Below are 21,511 nucleotides of genomic sequence, written 5' to 3' on the forward strand. Positions count from 1 at the left end.
GGCTCTTAAGATCTGCAGGCTCCTACCCAGATTCAATACATGATAGTATTTTGTATAATAGAGAGATACTTATTGTGGAACTGCGAAGGAGTGGAAGTATCGTCATGAAACCGGAGTTAGATCCGAGAGGAATCAGAACCTTGCAAAAAATAAAAGCCGCTCTCCTTCACATGATGGCTTCCCGAATCGATCCCATATCCATAACGGATCTATGTGCTGAGGCACAAGTGACACGGCCTACTTTTTACAAGCATTTTAGCAGTGTAGCCGAGTTAATGGAGGTCATGTCCAAGGAGACAATGGAAGATTTGGAACGCTGCATCGTGATCGAGAAAAAAATATCCCTTCAAGAGGTTGATTATGATGAACTGCCCTCCAATATAGTCGCGCTATTCAACCATGTGCTGGAGAATCGGCAGTTTTACGAAGCCTTCATTTTAATCCATCCGGACACGCCATTTACGCGTTATTTCAAAGCCACGCTCTACCATTTTGTAAAGGTCGGGCTTGAAGCAGCCATCGAAACAGGCGCCGAGATCATCGTCCCGTCCGAAGTGGTGATCAACTTTATGACGGGCGCGTTTCACGAGACCATCTTGTGGTGGATGTTGAATGGATATCCCTACACTCCACGGGAAATGACGGCCATGACATTACGCTTGTCCATTAACGGACCTTATCAATTCTAGAATATTAAAAAAGAGTAGCGTCTCTCAATTGAGCATAGGATGCGTTACTCTTTTTGCTAACTTCGTAAATCAGAAGGAATATTTGTCCATTTCATCGAAATACAATGTACTAACACGAAATCGATAGAAAGAGATGTGTATAAGATGAATGGAATTCTGGGTGTATCCGGACTATCGTTCTTGCTGGTGACACTGTTCACGCCGCTCCTTATCTGGGGATTGCGCACGTTAAAGCTTACGCAGCCAATCCGGAGCGAGCTACCTCCCGATCATCAGGCCAAACGCGGGACGCCGTTAATGGCAGGTCTTATATTGCTGATTGGCGTTGCCATTTCACTGCAATTTCAACCTGCGCCGCTTACCGTTTTTTTATGCGCGACCTTCCTCTTGTTCAGCTCGATCGGGTTTATGGATGACTTCAAAAAAGCTGCGTGGCAGGACCCGTCCGGAATCTCCGGTCGCATGAAGCTTGTATTTCAGTTCCTCTTTACCGGCGCGTTGCTGTATGTACTGTTCCAATCCTTTTCACTGACAAGTGATATCCGACTCTTCAACGGCTTCCAGCTCCATTTGCCGGTTAGTGTGTACGTCATCATCATGCTGCTATTCATTGTGGGTTCGGCGAATGCCATTAACTTTACCGACGGTTTGGACGGACTGTTAATCAATGTAGCTATACCTACTTATTTTTTCTTCTTTTTAATCTCCGACAAACCGGAAGTGCAAATGTTCTCGCTGGTCATGGTCGGCTGCCTGCTCGGCTTGCTGCTCTACAATATTCATCCAGCCCGGGCTTTCATGGGCGATACGGGATCTCTTGCCATTGGCGGCTCCCTTTCATTCTTAGCGGTGATCGAGAAGGTCGAAATTCTGATTCCGCTTCTGTTCATCATCTATTTGGCCGAGCAGCTCTCGGTCATACTGCAGGTATGGTACTACAAACGCACCAAGCTGCGTCTGTTCCGGATGGCACCGATCCATTTCCACTTCAGTCTCAAGTACGGCTGGAGCGAGAACAAAATCGTGATGATTTTCGGTTTTGTCTCCTGGTTTATGGCTCTGCTCTGTTGGTTGCTTGCCAAATACGTAATGTAAAGCATTGGAATAAAACAAGCAAGGAAAAGCCTCCTGGTAGATGTCCCAACACTACTGGTTGGCTTTTTTACATGTTGAGACCCAGGCTTTGGACTTACGGCGTAATCCCTTCCAGCTCTTTTTTCAAATGGCTGAGGGTCGCTTTTCGATCCGCGTCAGCCTGAGTATCGTAGATGAGCTGCTCCATGAATTCCCAGACATCCTCCAGCTTGCGTCTCCCTTGATAAAATGTCAGCGCCTCGATGTTCACCTCATACTGACTGTGCGTATTCGCATAAATTCTCATAAATTCTCATAAATTCTGTAAAATAGGGCTCATCCGCAAACGACATTAGATCGGCTTCGACCAGTGCCAGCTTCAGTCCCTCCCAATCAATCAGCTTCAGGAGCTGCCCCGTAGACATCAGATTCCATCCATGTACGTCGGTATGGCATAATGCCATTCGCAGATCACGATTCTTCAGTGCTTCGGACAGCTCTTCAATTTTAAGCATTAAATTCTTCAAGCTCTCGATATGATGAAGCAGCACTTCTCCGAGGTCATACGGCAACTCCCCGTCCAACGTACTCCTTAGCTGCTCAAGAAACGGCACCGCAAAGCTTTCTCTCATCGCACTTGTCACCAGCGGAACCTCTTCCCCATAACGATGGAGCTCTGCGATCATCTCTGCCAATTGTCTCACTTGATCCTTCGTCAGCTTGGTATCGGCGATTGTATCCCCGACGATATATTCATACAACAGATAAATTCCTTCGTCATCCTCGCATTGATAGCTGCCGTCTTTTGTAAGAATCGGAACAGGAATCTTCCCCTTTAAACGACTATGCTCCTCAAGCCACAACAGTACAGGCACGTAATCATCAATCAGCGCAGTCCACTTGGGGGTAGATGCACGGCTTTTCTCATATACCTTCAGGAAATAGGTATGTTTGACATCCCGTACCCTGAATGCCAATGCAGCCCAGCCACCCTGTTGTGGTGTAATTTCGGCATACTCCAAGCCGTAATAATCCTTCAACATGTTTTGTAAACGGTCCATGGGTCCTCCTATCAACCTTCTCATAAATCTTGGTACTCCTTTTTACTTTATCATAACGATCGTGCAGATAAGTTATAAAGTCCATCATTCATGACAAGATGCTGTTCTTCAGGGGCAAGTCCCTGAATTGACACCACTGTCGGAAACATGCCGGGCTTCATGTGTACAGGGAACCAAGGCCGATGTTTATCAATGACGATCAACAACCCGTTCTCATCACCCATTGCTGCAAATTGTTTGCCGTCACCTCTCCACAGCGATAAACCGAAGACTTCATGCTGTCGACGGATTTCTTCACGGACATCATCCACCGGAAGACCGATTTCGCTAATCGCTATAATATGCTTCGCATGGAAAGAATCTGCTTGCTTATGAACCGCCGCATGATGAGCAATGAATTCAATCAAATTGCCGTCAGGATCATAAAAATAACAAGCCGATGCCGGCCAATCCTTAAATTCAAATGGTTGATTCCCATCAGTAATCAGCTCGATCCCGTTATTCTCCAACCACTTCATGGCTTCGGATAATTGGTTAACGGCGATGGAGAAGGCAATATGATAAAATGCACAGGATTCACGATCCTGAACAAATTCGAGGGTTGATCGACCGGCTTGGAGCTCCAAGCGTTCATCCGCGTCCTTCTTAACTTCAAATCCCAAAAGATCTACATAGAACTTCTTGATCATAGCCAGCTGTTTCGTCCGTACTTCAACTTTCAATATATTCATATGGAACACCCCTTCATCGTTACTGCCTTGCTTGTAGCAACTGCGGCTAACTTGACCTCATTGTAGTTTTTCAATAATAATAGATCAATACTATATATTCTATACAAATAATAGTTTATATCTATATGATGCGGAGTGAATGGAATGGAAATCAGACAGCTCCACTATTTCTTGATGCTGTGCAAAGAACTTCATTTTTCCGAAGCAGCACATAAACTGGGGATTTCCCAGCCCACCTTAAGTCAACAAATACGGGTATTGGAGGATGAAGTCGGGGTTCCGTTATTCGACCGTATGGGTAAAAAAACCGTTCAGACGGAAGCTGGAGCCATCCTGGAACACTATGCCCGACAGATGATGCAGCAAATGGAAAATGCAAAGAGAGCGATTGCAGACTTGACCCATTTAAACACAGGCCATTTACGGGTAGCCGTGCTTCCCTCCGATTTGGATTATCGGCTGACTTCATTGCTTGTTGAGTTTCACAAGGAATTCCCAAATACCCAAGTGCAGATCATTCCTTCCATTGATATCGTGAACCAAGTGCTAAACAATGAGGTCGATATCGGGGTGGGTCTGGCCATTGAGCCTGACAGCCGGTTAAACCGCATAGCTTTTTACACAGAGACCTATAGGCTCTATGTTCATGAACAGCATTCTTTAGCAAGCCGCGAGCTGATAGAGCCTCATGAACTACAACGCATTCCATTTGTGATGTATCCGAATGGGTTTTATGGACGCGAATTGATTAACGAATGGTGCAAAGAGCACGCGATTGAACTCAAAATCCTGATGGAGACCGGCTCGGTAACCTCTCTATTTCAGCTTGTGAGAGAACGAATCGGTGCGACCATTCAACCAAGTGAACTGATCGACAGCTTTCAGTCCCTCGGTTTAAGGGCCGTTGCCATCGAACACCCTCCTTCCAGGGATTTGGAGATGTACTATCGCAATGACAAATATTTAAGCGCAGCAGCTCGTACGTTTATGAAACGGATGGAGAATTCCTTCTAGAATGAATCCAGGCTTATGAACTTATGACCTTATGACAGCATACAAGAAACATTGAGCCTGTATTGCCACATATAAAAAAACAAGGGTGCATGTTCAGCATCCTTGTTCTTGCTTGCTTCATCTTATTTTATTCCAACGGCCTGCCTTCTTTATAATAAAGATTCCGCTTAAGAATCACGAAGAAAATATGTACGTTCCGATACCCGTGTTCTGCCAAAATGTCGTGAATGCGGGCTGCAACAGCATCATGAATCTCCTGAGACCTCTGGAACATAAGGATTTCCACGGATAGCGGCGTATTCGTAATGACCTGATAAGGAAGCAATTCGATTTTCACAATGTCCTGCGGAATTTGGACAATCCCCGCGAATTCGTCAACGACCTGTGGTGTTATTTCTTCAAGGAAAACTTCCGAGAATCCTTTAAAGCGTAAATATGGCACTCTTATCCCTTCATTTCATCAATTTATTGTCTTATAGCTGTCTCCAAGTGACTTTTATCTCTCTTCTACTATACATTATTGTTATTGTGAAAGGAATCACTATGATTCAGATGTAAGCATTCGCAGGTTATTTTCATCTATAGTAATGATTTCAGTTGCCCCGCACAGAGCGATTCCGTTAGACTTGATAACATCCGATTCATCATACGAGAAATTCATTATGGAGGTGAATGTCCTCATGGGACAAAATCTATGGGATGCCGAATGGGAAGTGACCGTGCCGTTAGTCCGGTTATTGCTTACCCGTCAATTTCCCCAATTGTCCGCCCTTAAGGTCCAGGAGATTGGCAACGGATGGGACAACACCGTTTATCGCGTTGGCGACGAGTATGTATTTCGCTTTCCTCGTAGAAATATAGCCATATCTTTACTTAATACCGAAGCAAAAATCCTGCCCAAGCTTGAACACTACATAACGGTACCTTATGCCAAACCCCTTTTCTTCGGAAAAGAAAGCGAAGACTATCCTGCACCTTTTCTGGGGTATACCTATCTTCCAGGAAAATTTCCGATTGGAATATCGGATGAAGCGCGGATGCAGTCGGCGTCAACACTCGCCCGGTTCCTGAAGAATCTGCATGCTTTTCCCGTGGAATTAGCGCAGCAAGCGGGTGTATTGTCTGACCAGCGTAATCTGGCCGATATCGCCGGCCGCAAAGGAAAAATGCTGAATCTCCTTTCCAATCTTACCCACTATATTACGCAAGAAGAATTAAATGAGATCGAGGACTATTTGCGGGGCATCCATTTGGATCAGGCGAGGCATCGACATGTTCTAATCCACGGGGATCTCCATTTTAAAAACATGTTAGTCGATGAAGACGGCAAGCTTTCGGGTATTATTGATTGGGGTGACGTCAACATTGGCCATCCTGCCTGTGACCTGAGTATCGTTTATAGCTACCTACCGCCTGCCTCCAGAGCTGCTTTCTATGATATCTATGGCGAAGTGGACGAAGAAACGAAGATTCTGGCACGAATGATCGCCGTATATATCCCCATGTTAATATTCATCCAGGCCATAGACGAAAAAGATGAAGCCATTGCATTGGAAGCCAAATCGATTATTCAGCGTGCCATCGCCATGTAATGGTTCGATGGTTATGACAGAATTATATCTCATATAAAAAAGAAGCTTGAAAAAAACCTTCAAGCTTCTTTTTCTTCGTTTCGTGATTTGCCAGACGTTGCAGCAACGTTATATTTTTAACATTCCCATTAACGGCATAATGGTTTTGATCACATTCATGCCCAGTTTAATATGAGGCACGATTTGTCCCAAAAAGCCCAAACCGCCTACAGCCGCAACTCCTTCTCTCTCATCAGCCCCTTCGGCTGCCGGAGCGCTTGGAGGACCTCCAAACAAATCGCTTAAAAATCCGGAAATCTGCGCTTTGTCCCCGCTCCGAGCAATCGAAGCCGGCATTTTTTTGTTAGCACGAAGTCCGGATAGCGTCACTTCCCGGCCTTGAATCTGATTCAGTTCTCCGATATAGTAACTGCCATCCTTCAGAACGACCACGACTGGTTGACCTACCCAATGCTGAGGAGGTCTCGACTTCGAAGCGGCTCTGGACTTCCTTGCGCGTTTCGATGACATACTAGGATCACCTCGCTTTCCTATTCATCATGTAGACATCATATGCAGAGCCGTCTTTCATTCTTGTGCCTTTATAAGAGGATTAATATAAATGCGTCAATAACCTAGATTTACAAGGCCTCATCACTATATAAAAATGAGCAGAATTTTATTTTCGTCGAATGTGGCTTTTTGCCTCTCCCCGGTGTCTAATGAATTGTAAGGTCAAGAGGAGGTTCTTATCCATGTCAAGAGCTCATGACAATCTCCCTGTTTATCCGGATAACCAGGGAACCAATCGTACATTTGAAGAGGTGTATGATAAATACCGCCTGAGGATTCGCCAATATCTCGCACTGAAAGTGAATCCGATGGCTGCAGATGACTTAACACAACAAGTGTTCTTAAGGGCCATGGAGAACCTCGATAAATTTAACGGGAAATCCAGTCTGTTCACCTGGATCTTCAAGATCGCACAGAACACGGTTAAAAATGAATATCGAAGTATATCACGTAAACATGAGATGCCTTATGACTTTACAAGTTATGAATCACAGTCCATCTCCCTTGATTTTGCCAGATATGTTGATATTCGAATTGATATTAGTGCGGCACTTAAGCGGCTGAGTGAGCTTGATCAGCAGATTATATCGTTGCGATTTTTTGTGGATTGTACGCTGTCGGAAATATCCAGGATCGTGGGCATGCGCGAGAGTGCGGTGAAAAATCGATTGTACCGGTCCTTCGAAGCACGACTTCGGCAGCCATCAGCAATCGGGCAATTCCAAAGTTCGAGGATCTCAATGATGATTCCTGGGATTTTGGCATAACGGGATTTCAGTTCTCCTATCTGATCGTTGAGTTCATCATTAAAAGATACGGGTTAGGTCCATTAAATCAACTCATCCGCAACCCGGATGGTTATCATGACATTTTCCATCTTTCCGAAGAAAAGCTTCATGAGCAGTGGGCGAAAACCCTCCAAGATCAGCTGAATTAGATCGTAAAAGAACCCGGTCCAGGACCGGGTTTCTTTATTTTCCACCGCGCGGTCATGTGATATAACTCAACTTCAATGGACTCATGGATTAAAACAAAGCGATGTATAAACAAAATCAGAAAAGTAAAGCTGTCGACGGAACATACGTGCATTAGAAATAGCATTTGGCCGCTTTTTTTGTTTTATAGATATAAGTTCTTCTCCCGAGCTGAGACAAGAACTTATATCGCTAGCCAACAAAGACAAGAACTTGTATTCATAGCGATTCGATGAGAATCTAATAAGGACGTCGATAAGAAAGCGCTAATGTCACTACATATTTGTGTCGCAGGCGCACAATGTCCCCTCGTACCAAGTGTCATTGTACCGCAAGAAGATTGAGAGCGGTTCTAATTGATATTGGCGTTTTTTCGAAAAACACTGTATGTCTTACCCTCTATGCAATCTGCGTAATAACAAGATGTGCGGAAACTGGCCTTGTTCCTCCAGCTAATGGAGTGATTGTGAGTGCCGCAGCATTGCCAGCAGGATTTCGAACTGTGAGTACTGAATTAATGACTGATGTTTGCACAAGAGCCATTCCTATTATTTGAGTAGTACCTGTTGCACGCCCGACAACCGTATAAGCCAAGTCAGCGCCATTGAGTGTTAAAATGAGTTGGCCTGGTTCATTTACACCTACCTCAAAAAAAACCTGATAAGTGCCAATTTCCGCCAAGTTAAATGAGCTCGCATTTAAACGGGTAATTTCAGTCCCACTGATTGGGCCATCTTGCGGAAAACTTACGTCCGTGTTTGGAGCAACAGTTGCTGCATTATCAGGAGGCATTAAGGCAAAAAAATCTGCAAAGCCTAATACTCCAGTTGCCGGCCCTGCTGGTCCCGCTGGACCCGTTGCGCCTGCTGGCCCTGCCAGTCCAGCTGCGCCAATTGCTCCTGCAATTCCTGCTATTCCTTGGGGTCCAAGTGCTCCTGCAAGTCCTTCAGGCCCAAGTGCGCCAATCGCTCCTGCAAGTCCTGCTAGCCCTTGGGGGCCTAGTGCTCCTGCAAGTCCTCCAGGTCCAAGTGCTCCAATCGCTCCTACAAGCCCTACTAGCCCTCGGGGGCCTAGTGCTCCTGCAAGTCCTTGGGGTCCAGCTTCCGCGATTGCTCCTGCAAGTTCTTGAAGTAATTCCCGTCCTTCAGGCGGGGGACACTTTACCCGCACAATTTTTTTAATAACTCGTAAACGACGTTTCTCTTTTTTTCCTTTCGGAGGGCACATATTTACAGTTTTCTTTTTACACCGTATTTTTCTATCCAGATAACTCAACAACGACACCTCCCTATAAAGATGGTTCAGTGTACGTGAGTCGTTTGTTTTAGGCATGGACTAATAGCCGCTTTTAGCTGGACTATAAACTATTTTTAGAAATATTGGGTTTATGTAGGGTATTGTATATCACAAACACCAACACACTTTCAGTAATTTGGGTCTTTTTTAGCAAGCACTTTTATTCCCAACCTATAGCTTCAGACCAATCGCTTATACTATATCCTCCAAACAAATTAATCACGCTCCTGCTAATCCGTGTTAACCCTATGACCCTTCCCTTCGATAAATATAAAAAGCCGGCCATCTCCAAAAGAGACGACAGGCTTTTCACTCTCGCGGTACCACTCAACTTGATCCATCTTCACCAAATACTCTTTTCAGCCTGATCACGAAGGTATAGATTTTCATGTTCATTAAGCAAATGAAGGATTGACTTAAGTTCGACATTACTACTGCCTCAAAGGCCGTATCCGGACAGCGGATGTCTTAAAACCGGGCATTTTACAGAACGGGTCGAGTTCCGGCCGGGTCGCGTAATTGACATTCTGCTCGCCGCCCCAATGCATGGGAACGAACAAGGTGTCTTCTCGAATATGGTCTTTGATCCTGCTGCGTACGGTAAAACATCCATGCTCCGACTGGACTTCTACCCACTCACCGTCCTGAATTCGGTATCGCTGAGCGGTAATCGGATGGATCTCCACAAAATTCTCCAGCTCGCGTGCAAGCAAAGAAGGACTTCTCCGGGTCTGCACGCCGGTCAGATAGTGGGACAGAACACGACCATTGGTCAGAATGAGCGGATACGCCTCAGACACCCCTCTCCATGGATCCCCTTCCGTTACAGAGAACACGGCCTTCCCGTCCGGATGGGCAAATGATTGTTGAAACAGGAGACCAACCCCAGCCTCTTCTGGCGAGGGGCACGGCCAATATACGCCCTTCTCCCGACGCAATCGGTCATAGGTTATACCGTAGTAGTCTGCGATTCCACCCTTGCTCGCGAGCCTCAGCTCATTAAAGATCTCTTCAGGCTCGTTGAAGTGAAAATAATGCCCCTTCCCCAGCATGTCTGCCATGGAGCACAGAATCATCCAGTCATGACGCGCCTCGCCAGGCGCCTGACGCGCTGCCTCTCGGAGAAGAACGCGTCCCTCCAGATTCGTCAGCGTCCCTTCATTTTCCATGTAGGAGGTTACCGGCAGAACGAGATCGGCTAATTGGGCCGTTTCGGACATAAACATGTCGGCAACCACCAGAAAATCAAGCTTGTTCAAGCCTTCCTCCACAAGCCCGGCGTTCGGATTCGATACGATAGGATTGGAGCCCATCACGAAGAGCGATTTAATGACGCCCTGATGAATCAGCTCCATCATCTCATAGGCAGAGACGCCTTTCCCGGGCAGGCTTTCAGGATCCACACCCCATACGGAGGCAACATAAGCCCGATCCTTTTCATTCTCGATCGACCTGTAGCCCGGCAGCTGATCGGCCTTCTGTCCATGCTCTCTTCCCCCTTGTCCATTCCCCTGACCAGTGATGGCTCCGTATCCGCAGCCCTCCCGCCCGATTTTACCCGTAGCTAAGACCAGATTCAGAAAATGCCGGACCGCCAGATGGCCATCCGTCTGCTGCTCCACCCCTCGCGCAGTCAGCACCATGCCTGTGTCCGACTCACCATAGGCTAAAGCCGCCTCCCGGATTTGCCCCAGCTCCAATCCGCATGTATCGGCAGCCTGCGAGAGATCGAAGCTGTTCAAATAATCTCTAAGCTCATCGTAACCGTTCGTTCTTGCTTGAATGAAGGTCTCATCAATGAGCCCTTCATCCATAATGATCTTAAGCATCGCATCCGCCAATACAGTATCCGTTCCCGGTCTGATCGGCAAATGCATATCGGCCATGGCGGCGGTGGCTGTTTTCCGCGGATCGATGACGATAATCCTCGCCCCATTCTCTTTAGCCTGGTTGAAATAAGGCAGCAGCGTAGGCTGGCATTCCGCTATATTGGTGCCGGCCAGCACGATACAGCGTGCCAGAGGAATATCAGCCAATCTGGATGTCAACCCCCGGTCGATCCCAAAGGTTTTGCTCCCTGCAGAGGCGGCAGCAGACATGCAGAAGCGGCCGTTATAATCGATATGGCGGGTTCCCAGCGCCACCCGGGCAAATTTCCCGAGCAAGTATGCCGTTTCGTTGGTCAGCGATCCACCGCCGTATACGGCATTGGCATCAGGGCCATTCTGCTCTAATATCCCCTGCATATGTTGGCTAGCCACCGCAAAGGCTTCATCCCATGAACATGGAACGAGCTCACCTTTTGAACGGATTAACGGATGCGTCAGGCGCTGCGAATGGACTGCATGCTGATGCGCATTCATGCCTTTGACGCATACCCTGCCCTCAGAGGCGGCGTTCGGAACCCCTTCCACCTTATATTCAGCCCGGCGCTGACCCGGAATTCCGTTCTCCCCTTCGGTAACCGTCATCTTGCACTGCACACTGCAGAACGGACATTGCGTCTCGATCACGGCAGCAGAACCTGTCACTTCAGCACGATCCGATTTTTGAAGCATATCCAGACCACCTCTTCCTATTATTCTCCTGCTTTAACCGACTTGGGCCTCCCATACATGGCGAGACAGCTTCTCTGCAAGTTCTCTTTGCAGATCATGGTCAAGAACATTTTCTCGGATCGCCGTCAAGCCTGTACGCTCCACCCACCTCCACAGCGGTTCCTCATACAAGCTGTTCTGACGGTACCACTGCAAACAAGCAGCTACGAGCTGAACGACTTCTTCCTCGCGTTCCGCAACACCGATCAGCTGCCCTTCACGGACAGGATGCTCCGCATGTCCGCCGAGATAAACCTCCCAGCCCGCGGGAGAAGCAGAGATTCCGATCCCCTGAACCAGGATGCTGACGGACGATGCCGTGCAATCAGACACTCCTGCACTAACCGGGGAAGGCAGAGACACTTCTCGCCAGCCGCTGCGAAGCCGTTCTCCGATTCTGCGAATGCCTGCCGCTTCCTTTTTAGATACCTTATCTGCAACCCATACCCTGACCCCTTGATATGACCCTGAGCCCTCATAAGAAACATCGTTAAGGGCTTTAATTGCCAGCGCCCGCTCATCATCTTTAACTGCGCCCGTCATTTCCATTTCAAAATAAAAGCGTAAGGCTGGACGGCACACCTCACATCCGTCCGGCTTCTTCCAGCCCTGATGTAACATGAATTCCGAAATGGAATAACAGCCCTGATCCACCGCATGAACAACCGCTTGCTTCAATGAAGATTGACCAAGCGCCGTGCACTCACATACAGGAACCTCAACCGGCGTTCTGACAGCCGTATGCGAGCCTTCTTTCTTTTTGCCGCTTCGCGTATATTTGACAAGAGCATCCACCATAGGCCCGCAGCCTCCGCAGGAACCGGATGCTCTGGTAAACTCCCTCACTTCATCCGTGCTTGCCAGATGTTGTTCGGTAATAGCCCGCATGATCTCCGCTTTGCTGACACCGTTGCAAGCGCACACCGTTTCATTGTCAGGGAGCGCCTCCGCAGCAGATTCGGCTGTGCTGGCGGCTCCGCTATCAGAAGGAATAAGCTCCGACACAGCCGCACCCTGCTGCACCAGTGCCATTAGCGAGGACCCCTCATTCGTATTTCCGAACAGAATAGCACCCGTAACTCTGCCTTTGCGCATCGTCACTTTTTTGTATGTGCCGCATACGGCATCGTAATGCTGAATAGCCGTTTCAGCATCTTCTCCTGATATCAACCCGGCGGAAAATACATCCACGCCCGATATCTTAAGCTGGGAGTAGGGAATCGACCCGCAATAAGGTTCTGCCTCCCGGCCACAGATGACACGGGCAAGCACCTTCCCCTGCTCATACAGGGGAGCGACCAGACCATAACTAATGCCCCGGTGTTCCGCGCACTCTCCCACGGCATAAATGTTCGGCTCGCTAGTTCTCATGAAGTCATCCACCAGAATCGCCCGCTGCGTTCGAAGGCCGCTTCTTTGGGCAAGCTCCACATTAGGCTTGATCCCAACAGCGAGTACGACTACATCCGCATCAAGCCGCGTTCCGTCCATAAACCGAAGGCCTTGCGCCCGGGTACGGCCAACAATTCGCGTGGTGTCCTTCGCCAAGTTAAATCGCATCCCCTGAGCCTCAAGTTCCCGCTGCAGCATCATCGAAGCCGTTCGATCCAGCTGTCGGTTCATGATATAAGGAGCATTATGAACCACTTGGGTTTCCATCCCGAGATGGAGAAGCCCGCGGGCAGCCTCCAGTCCCAGTAATCCTCCGCCAATGACAGCCGCCTTAGTGTACACCTTGGACATGTCGGCCATCTTCGTACAGTCGTCCACGGTCCGAAATGAAATAACTCCCTCCTTATCCGTTCCGGGGATCGGCGGAATGAAGGGGGATGAGCCTGTTGCCAGAATTAAAGCATCATACGTTTCCCGTATACCGGAGGCTGTCTCGACAGAGCGGGATTTGATATCGATATGACGAACGGTCTCCCCCGCCAACAACCGAATGCCATGCAGCTCATACCAGGACCAGTCGTTCAGAATGATATCCTGAAGAGAATGTTCACCTTGAAGAACTTTGGATAAGAGGATCCGATTGTAGTTGGGACGAGGTTCAGCACCGAATATCGTAATATCGAAGAGCTCCGGGTCCAGCTTGAGGATTTCCTCAACACATCTTATCCCCGCCATCCCATTGCCAACGACAAGTAGTTTCTTTCTCTTCATGAAATCCCTCCATCCCCAACATGTCATTTTCATGTAAGAAAATGAAAAACGCCCTTCCACCGTGATGGGGGAAAGGGCGTCATTGCCTCCAATTCGGCACATCATTGTGCCGGATTTAATTATTTATAATACATTCAGATTAGTTGATGAACAATCAAATGTCAATATACATAACACTTGATTAATATTATTGCTGGATAAATAAATTTTTAGATAAATTATGTAAAGTATATTGACATTCATTTAACCTCTTCTCTATAATGTGAATCATCAAAATCATATGTTATTTTACGGACGGGGACACAATGCTGTGTCTTTAGTCTTGGGCAATGAGGCCGCAAATCGTCTTGGCAAAGGGCGAATTGCGGCCTTTTATGTCTGCAGCTGTGAGTCGGCAATGAATAGAGAAAGTACACATTTGGATAAGGAGCGATAACCATGGAGAGGAAAGGATTTTGGCAAAGCGGGCATAAGCCCTCGCTATTTGGTGCTTTTCTGTATTTTGATATCAGCTTTATGATATGGGGCATGCTTGGCCCCCTTGCGGTGGTCATTGCCGCGGATTATCCGATGGACCCGGTGCAGAAGGCAAATCTGGTGGCGCTTCCCGTTCTGGGCGGCTCCATACTCCGACTCGTGTTAGGTTTCCTGGCGGATCGCCTCGGCCCCAAACTAACAGCCCAAATTGGAATGGTAGTTACGCTACTCCCTTTATTATTAGGCTGGTTGTGGGTCGATTCCCTGGATCAATTGTATGTCGTTGCTGTTCTGCTAGGGGTTGCTGGAGCTTCGTTCGCCGCAGCTCTGCCGCTGGCAGGACAGTGGTATCCCAAGGAACATCAGGGTTTGGCGATGGGAATTGCCGGGGCCGGCAACAGCGGCACCGTCCTCGCAACCCTCTTCGCCAATCGGCTCGCCCAACATTTCGGAAGCTGGGAGATTGTGTTCGGACTCGCTATAATCCCCATCGTGTTGGTCTTCATCTATTTCTCGCTGTTTGCACGCAATAGTCCGAATCGTCCAGCTCCCAAAAGATTATCCGAGTATGGAAATGTCCTTAAGCAGCGTGATGCCTGGGTATTCTGTGCCCTGTACTGCGTGACGTTCGGCGGCTTTGTGGGGCTCGCCAACTATTTGACGATCTTCTTCAACACTCAGTATGGTCTCTCAGCGGTTCAGGCTGCGGACATTACCACGATCTGTGTCATAGCAGGGAGCTTCTTCCGTCCTGTGGGCGGCTTTCTCGCTGATCGAATCGGGGGCTCGCGGATGCTGATGTTTCTCTATGCCGGGGCGTCCATCATGCTAATCGGCGTCTCCTTCTTGCCTCCCCTTTGGCTGGTTGTTACGATGCTGTTTATCGGTATGATATGCCTGGGTGCTGGGAACGGTTCGGTATTTCAGCTCGTCCCTCAGCGTTTTGGCGGCGAGATCGGCTTGGTTACCGGTATTGTCGGGGCCGCCGGAGGTCTGGGCGGTTATGCTCTTCCGCTTATTCTCGGCAAGTTATACCAGGCAACAGGCTCATACACCGCAGGTTTCATCATCTTAAGTTTCATTGCCGCCGCTTCGCTGGCACTTACGGTCGTGATGCAGCTGAAATGGCGGCGAAGCTGGCTTCGCAGTGTGTCATCAGGCTCGCAGGCCGGTTCGGCCAAGATCTAAATGAAAGACGCCCAGGTTATAACCTCGTCAAACGAATACAAATGTTAAGAACATGTAGATGATGCGACCAATCCCCGGTATTATACCGGGGATTGGTCATGCTTTTACCTGTATTTTTTCGATGCCCTTCTATCCAATCCACTTTAATTCCTTACTTATTCGTTCCCCGTTAAAGGCTTATCCGTTCTTCCTCTTCTCTCGTCAATAGGAAGCGTTGTTCCCGCAAAGGTTAGTTTAAGCATGAGGAACACGCCGTATCCGAGCACCCCACCGGCTGTATTCAGGATTAAATCATCCACATCAAAACTTCCCATTGAAAAAACGAGCTGGGAGCATTCCAGTCCCAGGCTCAACCCAAGGGATGTCGTGAAGGAGCCAATGAATCCGAAGAACTTGTTCCTAAGCATAAGACCAACGAATATGCCATTGGGCATAAATATGGCGATATTCCCGAAGAGATTGATCACGTCATGCCCGCTTGATAGGTGGTTCATATTCATTCGAATGGATTCAAAGGGCGTGAAATTGGCAAATTGCAATCGATTCTGTACATATCCCGGGATCTCGGTGGCTCGATGCAGCTGCTGCCACAGAACCGATATATCTACGGAACCAAACTTGAATAAAATCACCTTGAGTAAGACATAGAGATACAGCGCATATAGTAATACAAGCATCCATTTATACGATATTTTCATTCCGTATCATCCTTGTTTAGCAGTACCGTTACAATGATACCGTCGATATTGTTTCCGGATATCTCATACTCGCTTCCTGCCGGTATCTCAATCTCCATATCTTTGGACGTCACGGGTACATACTTTATTTCGTATTCCTTCCCCTCTACGGTTGTTCTGTAGCTGGATTTTTCCTTCAGGTAATCCAGATATTCTTCCAATGTAAGATTCAGTTCCTTCATAATCATGCTGTGCGGCTGCCCAACATATCGAAAATGCCACGGTTCATACTGAATGCCTGTAATCTCTGTTTTGTCCTGAGGATAGCGAAGAATGAATCCGTGCGCCCATGCATGCTCCTTCAGCCACTTCCCTTCGGGCGATCGATCAATCGACTGCTGCGTCGATCCGATATCCATCGAGAGCCCGAGATTATGTTCGCTGTAGCCTGGAGGCAAGGCATAATCGGAACCTTTTTCACGATAAAGCTCCTCTTGCTCACCCTCATCCCGATACCCGCTGCTGATCATGAAGTGATTGACTCCGTCTTCTCCGGCGGCTTCAATCATATCTCCGAATTTCTCCGCCACACTGCGCGATAACCGGATCGTGTTGTCCAGAACCACATAACCATGCATTAAGTCGTTATTCTCAAACAATGTTACGATATCCTTCGGCACCGCTTGCGGATCAAGCGGATGATCCTTATTGACCAGGACCAAATTTCCACGTGTCACTTGTTCTTCTGTTACACGGATCGTCTGCACAGCTGATGAATGATTTGATGGCGTGCCCGAATCCGCTTTAGTTTCCTGTCCATCTCTACTTTCCACCCTATCCTTCACGTTAGGCGTCTCCGTCAGAATGGACTCGCATCCGACCAACAGAAATATAACGAGCATGATTAAACCCTTTTTCAACTTCAACAACTCCCTCTTGCTTGGTCTATCCAGATTAATGAATAGAGTTTAAGGAAAAGTAGGAAAAAGTTAAAGTTTTTCTTAAGAGAGGTGCGTTGCGCCTATCCCTTTTCCCTTTGACAAGATTGAAGCCTATGGCTTAACTTGGTATTTAGACTAAAAAGAATAAAGAAGGTGCCATTATTCTTGCTCAAATTATTTCGTTATTTACGTCCCCACTGGGCTGCGGCCCTGCTTGCGCCGCTGCTTATGCTGCTGGAGGTCGCCATGGATTTGCTCCAGCCCATTCTCATGGCCAGCATTATTGACAAAGGCGTCATGCAGAACGATACTTCACACATTCTCCATACAGGTCTTATCATGCTGGGTGCGGCTGCCATCGGGCTGCTTGGAGGTCTCGGTTGTACGATCTATTCTTCTATTGCCTCGCAGCGTTTCGGTGCCGACCTGCGCCGGGATTTGTTCCGCAAGGTTCAAACCCTCTCGTTCCGTAATCTGGACGATTTCTCAACCGGTTCACTTATCACTCGGCTTACGAGCGACATCGTTCAGCTTCAGACCATGGTCCAGATGCTGCTGCGCATCTTCGTCCGGTCTCCGTTTCTCGCGATTGGAAGCATGATCATGGCGGTGATCATTAGTCCCAAGCTTGCCATCATTCTGGCCATTGCCGTTCCGTTGTTGTTCGTTGTGATGTTCTTCCTGATCCGGGCGACCCTCCCCTTATTCGCCACCGTTCAGAAGAAACTCGATAAAGTGAATACGGTCCTGAAGGAGAATTTCGCCGGCATTCGAGTGTCTAAAGCATTCGTGCGAGCCGGGTATGAGAAGGATCGATTCCATCAAGCGAATACCGATTTCACGCAAGTTTCGGTTAAAACACAACGGATCGTTGCGCAGAATTTGCCCATCCTGACCATGATACTGAACATCAGTATCGTGGTAGTTCTGTGGCTCGGCGGGAAGAATGCGATTGATGGTTCGTTCGAGGTGGGAAGCCTGGTAGCCTTTATCAACTATGTGACACAGGTGCTGTTCTCCGTTTCCTCCGTGGCGATGATGCTGGTTCGAATCTCTACGGCCAAGGTTTCCGCTGATCGTATCCAGGAAGTCATGCATTCAGAATCCGAGATTGTGAACGTTGTTCATCCGACGAAGAATGCATACAAGCAGGGTGAAATCGTATTTGACCACGTGACTTTTTCCTATAAACCGGGGATTCAGAAGCCCGTTTTACATCATGTCAGTTTCAAGGTTCGACCGGGGCAGACCGTCGCGATTATGGGGGCAACCGGTTCGGGAAAAACCTCTCTGGTATCCCTGCTCCCCCGCCTGTATGATGTAACTTCCGGGCGGATATTCATCGATGGGACCGATGTCCGACAATTCGACTTATCGGCGTTACGGGAACGAATTGGCATCGTCCTGCAAGAATCCATCCTCTTCACAGGCACGATCCGGGACAATATCCGCTACGGGAAAGCGGATGCCTCCGATGAAGAAGTGATTGCAGCGGCCAAGGCTGCGCAGGCGCATGAATTCATTTCATCCATGCCGGAAGGATACGATACGATGCTTGGACAAAGAGGCGTGAACCTCTCCGGCGGCCAGAAGCAGCGAATCTCCATCGCACGGGCACTAATGCTTCGCCCCGCCATTCTTATTTTAGATGACAGCACCAGCGCCATCGATATGGGAACGGAGTCCAGGCTTCAGAAAGAGTTGGCCAGGCTGATGAACGGCCGTACCTGCCTCATGATTGCCCAGCGGATCTCTTCCGTAATCGATGCCGATCGTATACTGGTGCTGGACGATGGGAATTTGGTAGCGGAGGGTACACACAGCGAGCTGCTTGCTTCCTGTGAGTTATACCAGGATATTTATCAATCGCAATTCGGCAAGGAGGTGTCTTCCCATGGCTAAACCCGATCAGGGAACCAAGGATGGCAATACAGACGCTCCGGATCTGAGCATGCGCGGCGGCAGCCCCATGCGTGGGTTGACAATGGCCAAGGCGAAGCCCAAAAATACGATGGGAACGATACGCCGGATCTGGGGTTACATTCGACCATTTAAAGGCGGCATGATTGCTGTTTTCTCATTCACGCTCATCACGACGATTCTGTCCCTGATTGCACCTTACCTGCTGGGAAATGCGGTGGATCATTATATCATTCCGGGAGATTTTGAGGGACTCATGGGGCTGTGCGCGATGCTTCTAGCGGTTTATACGGGTACCGCACTCACGGCATGGCTGCAGCAGCATGTCATGGTTAAGGTCTCCCAGCTGTCTATTCAGGCCATGCGGAGGGATATTTTTGCAAGACTTCAAGTCCTTCCGCTGCGATTCTTCGACAGCAAGACGCATGGCGAATTGATGAGCCGCACGACCAACGATATCGAGAATGTCTCCGGAACATTGAATCAGAGCGTAACCCAGCTAATCTCAAGCATACTGTCCCTGGTTGGATCGCTTGCCATCATGCTGTACCTGAACGTGTGGCTGACGCTGCTCAGCATGGTGACCATTCCGCTTGTCATGCTGTTCACGAAGATCGTAGCAAGCCGGACAAGAAAGCATTTCTCCAAGCAGCAGAGCACGCTGGGTGAGCTTAATGGCTTTATCGAGGAAACCGTCTCGGGTCAGAAGGTCGTACAGGTATATCGCCGGGAGCGGCATGCCGCTGCGCAGTTCGATGTCATGAACAAGAAGCTGACCGATGCCAGCATTCAAGCTCAGATTTATTCGGGTACCGTCGGTCCGGTTATGAACGTGCTGAATAACGTCAGCTTTGCTTTAATTGCGGCGGTTGGCGGGTACATGGCATTCAAGGATTTTACTACCGTTGGAGTTGTCGTTGCATTTCTGAACTACTCGAAGCAGTTTCAACGGCCGCTGAACGATCTGGCGAATCAATTCAACCTGGTGCAATCCGCTGTGGCGGGTGCTGAACGGGTCTTTGAGATTATCGATACCGAGTCGGAGTACCAAGACGATCAAGATGCGAATACAGCAGATGACATGCATGGGGAGGTACAATTTGACCGTGTCTGCTTCAGTTATAAGGAGGGCGTTCCAATCCTGAAGGAGGTTTCCCTTACCGCTCGGCCGGGCGAGACCATTGCACTCGTCGGTCCGACAGGAGCCGGCAAAACCACCATCATCAATCTGCTGACCCGTTTCTATGAGATCGATTCTGGCGTGATCACCATTGATGGGGTCGACATCCGACAGTTGAATAAGGATCATCTGCGGAGCAAGCTGGGAATCGTTCTGCAGGATGCCTATGTATTCTCGGCGTCGATCCGGGAGAACATCCGCTACGGCCGGCTTAATGCCTCGGATGAAGAGATCGAAACCGCCGCCAAGCTTGCCAATGCGCATGAATTTATCATGAAGCTGCCCGAAGGCTACGATACGCAGCTTCTTTCGGGTGGAGGCAACCTGAGCCAGGGCCAGCGGCAGCTCTTGACGATCGCGCGTGCGGTGCTTGCCGATCCGGTCATTCTGATTCTGGACGAAGCTACCAGCAGCATCGATACGCGGACGGAGATGCATATTCAGACCGCCATGCGCACCCTGATGCAGGGCCGGACCAGCTTCGTGATCGCTCATCGTCTAAGCACGATCCGTGAAGCTGACCAGATTCTCGTCATGAATCAAGGCGGTATTACTGAGCGCGGCACACACGAAGAACTGCTGACCAAACGCGGTTTTTATTACGAGTTATACAACAGCCAGTTTAAGTTAAGCGGTTGAAGTGGCCTTTGGAATTTTCTCGCAAGCTACTGACAACAAACAAGAGAGCCGGTTCCATGGAACCGGCTCTCTTATTTTCCAGCTATAAGGATAAATGTTCTTAGAACTGAAAGTTGCGTATCGACCACCTTGCCCTTATAACTACAGTGCAATATCTGTATCAGAATCTGCTTACGACTGACGAGGATTATTCTTCCCATATGGCACGAGGGACCTGAGCGCCTTTATTTCGAACCGGCTTGATTCGCTAATCGAGCAGACACTAGCGCCTTTATTTCGATCAAAATAGCTTAATTCGCGAATCGAACGGACACCAGGGCCTTCATTTCGATCAAAACAGCTCAATCTAGAAATCGAGCGGACACCAGGTCCGTTATTTTCATCAAAACAGCTCATTTCGCTAACTGAACGGACACCAGGGCCTTCATTTCAATCAAATCAGCTCAATTCGCGAATTGAACGTACACTAGGGTCTTCATTTCGATCAAACCTGCTCCATCTACAAATCGAGCGGACACCAGGTCCGTTATTTCCATCAAAACAGCTCATTTCGCAAATCGAACGGACACCAGGGCCTTCATTTCGATCAAACCTGCTCCATCTACAAATCGAGCGGACACCAGGTCCGTTATTTCCATCAAAACAGCTCAATTCGCAAATCGAACGGACACCAGGGCCTTCATTTCGATCAAACCTGCTCCATCTACAAATCGAGCGGACACCAGGTCCGTTATTTCCATCAAAAC

General features: G+C 48.5%; 18 protein-coding genes. 8 read left to right on the plus strand and 10 right to left on the minus strand.

Annotated features, from left to right (window positions below; genetic code table 11):
- Positions 1 to 104: 104 nt before the first annotated feature.
- Together ACQKPA_RS08205 and mraY are read left to right on the plus strand one after the other, a co-directional pair.
- Positions 105 to 689 carry a TetR/AcrR family transcriptional regulator C-terminal domain-containing protein gene (locus ACQKPA_RS08205; protein WP_427491133.1) on the plus strand — a complete coding sequence of 195 codons (585 nt, stop codon included), beginning with the start codon at positions 105 to 107 and terminating at the stop codon, positions 687 to 689.
- A 144-nt stretch (positions 690 to 833) separates the two neighbouring features.
- Positions 834 to 1,784 (plus strand): phospho-N-acetylmuramoyl-pentapeptide-transferase, encoded by a 951-nt coding sequence (mraY, locus tag ACQKPA_RS08210; protein WP_427491135.1) that lies wholly within the window; start codon positions 834 to 836, stop codon positions 1,782 to 1,784.
- A gap of 94 nt (positions 1,785 to 1,878) precedes the next feature.
- On the opposite strand, the gene ACQKPA_RS08215 is transcribed toward mraY, so the two are convergent.
- Genes ACQKPA_RS08215 through ACQKPA_RS08225 form a run of 3 tightly spaced genes read right to left on the minus strand, consistent with a single transcriptional unit; the run spans position 1,879 to position 3,555 of the window.
- The gene (locus ACQKPA_RS08215) at positions 1,879 to 2,070 is read right to left on the minus strand and encodes a hypothetical protein (RefSeq protein ID WP_427491137.1); all 192 of its coding nucleotides are present in this window, start codon (positions 2,068 to 2,070) and stop codon (positions 1,879 to 1,881) included.
- Positions 2,036 to 2,824, minus strand: coding sequence for an aminoglycoside phosphotransferase family protein (locus tag ACQKPA_RS08220; RefSeq protein WP_427491139.1), 789 nt, complete (start codon positions 2,822 to 2,824; stop codon positions 2,036 to 2,038). The genes ACQKPA_RS08215 and ACQKPA_RS08220 overlap by 35 nt, the downstream gene beginning before the upstream one ends.
- A gap of 50 nt (positions 2,825 to 2,874) precedes the next feature.
- On the minus strand, positions 2,875 to 3,555 hold the full coding sequence (locus tag ACQKPA_RS08225; RefSeq protein ID WP_427491141.1) for a VOC family protein: 681 nt from the start codon (positions 3,553 to 3,555) through the stop codon (positions 2,875 to 2,877).
- A 144-nt stretch (positions 3,556 to 3,699) separates the two neighbouring features.
- On the opposite strand from ACQKPA_RS08225, the gene ACQKPA_RS08230 reads away from it, so the two are divergent.
- Positions 3,700 to 4,569, plus strand: a complete 870-nt coding sequence (locus tag ACQKPA_RS08230; protein ID WP_427491143.1) for a LysR substrate-binding domain-containing protein — start codon at positions 3,700 to 3,702, stop codon at positions 4,567 to 4,569.
- Positions 4,570 to 4,696: 127 nt separating this feature from the next.
- Here ACQKPA_RS08230 and ACQKPA_RS08235 read toward each other — a convergent pair whose 3' ends face one another.
- On the minus strand, positions 4,697 to 5,011 hold the full coding sequence (locus tag ACQKPA_RS08235; RefSeq protein WP_427491145.1) for a DUF1904 family protein: 315 nt from the start codon (positions 5,009 to 5,011) through the stop codon (positions 4,697 to 4,699).
- Between the two features lie 238 nt (positions 5,012 to 5,249).
- Here ACQKPA_RS08235 and ACQKPA_RS08240 point away from each other — a divergent pair, with 238 nt between their 5' ends.
- Positions 5,250 to 6,161, plus strand: a complete 912-nt coding sequence (locus ACQKPA_RS08240; RefSeq protein WP_427491147.1) for an aminoglycoside phosphotransferase family protein — start codon at positions 5,250 to 5,252, stop codon at positions 6,159 to 6,161.
- A 108-nt stretch (positions 6,162 to 6,269) separates the two neighbouring features.
- Here ACQKPA_RS08240 and ACQKPA_RS08245 read toward each other — a convergent pair whose 3' ends face one another.
- Positions 6,270 to 6,671, minus strand: coding sequence for a hypothetical protein (locus ACQKPA_RS08245; RefSeq protein WP_427491149.1), 402 nt, complete (start codon positions 6,669 to 6,671; stop codon positions 6,270 to 6,272).
- A gap of 224 nt (positions 6,672 to 6,895) precedes the next feature.
- On the opposite strand from ACQKPA_RS08245, the gene ACQKPA_RS08250 reads away from it, so the two are divergent.
- Positions 6,896 to 7,480 (plus strand): RNA polymerase sigma factor, encoded by a 585-nt coding sequence (locus tag ACQKPA_RS08250; protein WP_427491151.1) that lies wholly within the window; start codon positions 6,896 to 6,898, stop codon positions 7,478 to 7,480.
- A gap of 606 nt (positions 7,481 to 8,086) precedes the next feature.
- Here ACQKPA_RS08250 and ACQKPA_RS08255 read toward each other — a convergent pair.
- The 3 genes from ACQKPA_RS08255 to nirB form a co-directional block, all read right to left on the minus strand.
- The gene (locus ACQKPA_RS08255; RefSeq protein ID WP_427491153.1) at positions 8,087 to 9,019 is read right to left on the minus strand and encodes a collagen-like protein; all 933 of its coding nucleotides are present in this window, start codon (positions 9,017 to 9,019) and stop codon (positions 8,087 to 8,089) included.
- A 395-nt stretch (positions 9,020 to 9,414) separates the two neighbouring features.
- Positions 9,415 to 11,541 (minus strand): assimilatory nitrate reductase catalytic subunit NasC, encoded by a 2,127-nt coding sequence (nasC, locus tag ACQKPA_RS08260; protein WP_427491155.1) that lies wholly within the window; start codon positions 11,539 to 11,541, stop codon positions 9,415 to 9,417.
- A 33-nt stretch (positions 11,542 to 11,574) separates the two neighbouring features.
- Positions 11,575 to 13,743, minus strand: coding sequence for a nitrite reductase large subunit NirB (gene nirB, locus ACQKPA_RS08265; protein WP_427491157.1), 2,169 nt, complete (start codon positions 13,741 to 13,743; stop codon positions 11,575 to 11,577).
- Between the two features lie 438 nt (positions 13,744 to 14,181).
- Here nirB and ACQKPA_RS08270 point away from each other — a divergent pair, with 438 nt between their 5' ends.
- Complete coding sequence (locus ACQKPA_RS08270) at positions 14,182 to 15,408, plus strand: nitrate/nitrite transporter (protein ID WP_427491160.1); 1,227 nt, start codon at positions 14,182 to 14,184, stop codon at positions 15,406 to 15,408.
- Positions 15,409 to 15,563: 155 nt separating this feature from the next.
- Here the strand turns inward: ACQKPA_RS08270 and ACQKPA_RS08275 are convergent, their stop codons facing one another.
- Entirely contained in the window at positions 15,564 to 16,106 is a 543-nt protein-coding gene (locus ACQKPA_RS08275) for a VanZ family protein (protein ID WP_427491162.1), read from the minus strand.
- Positions 16,103 to 16,987 carry a M15 family metallopeptidase gene (locus ACQKPA_RS08280; protein WP_427491706.1) on the minus strand — a complete coding sequence of 295 codons (885 nt, stop codon included), beginning with the start codon at positions 16,985 to 16,987 and terminating at the stop codon, positions 16,103 to 16,105. Before ACQKPA_RS08280 ends, ACQKPA_RS08275 begins: the two co-directional genes overlap by 4 nt.
- Positions 16,988 to 17,191: 204 nt before the next feature.
- Here ACQKPA_RS08280 and ACQKPA_RS08285 point away from each other — a divergent pair, with 204 nt between their 5' ends.
- A complete protein-coding gene (locus ACQKPA_RS08285; protein WP_427491164.1) occupies positions 17,192 to 18,928 on the plus strand; it encodes an ABC transporter ATP-binding protein in 1,737 nt (578 codons plus the stop codon).
- Complete coding sequence (locus ACQKPA_RS08290; protein WP_427491166.1) at positions 18,921 to 20,765, plus strand: ABC transporter ATP-binding protein; 1,845 nt, start codon at positions 18,921 to 18,923, stop codon at positions 20,763 to 20,765. Before ACQKPA_RS08285 ends, ACQKPA_RS08290 begins: the two co-directional genes overlap by 8 nt.
- Positions 20,766 to 21,511: the final 746 nt, after the last annotated feature.

This window comes from Paenibacillus sp. NPDC093718 (genome assembly GCF_050279985.1).
Lineage (GTDB): Bacteria > Bacillota > Bacilli > Paenibacillales > Paenibacillaceae > Paenibacillus_AQ.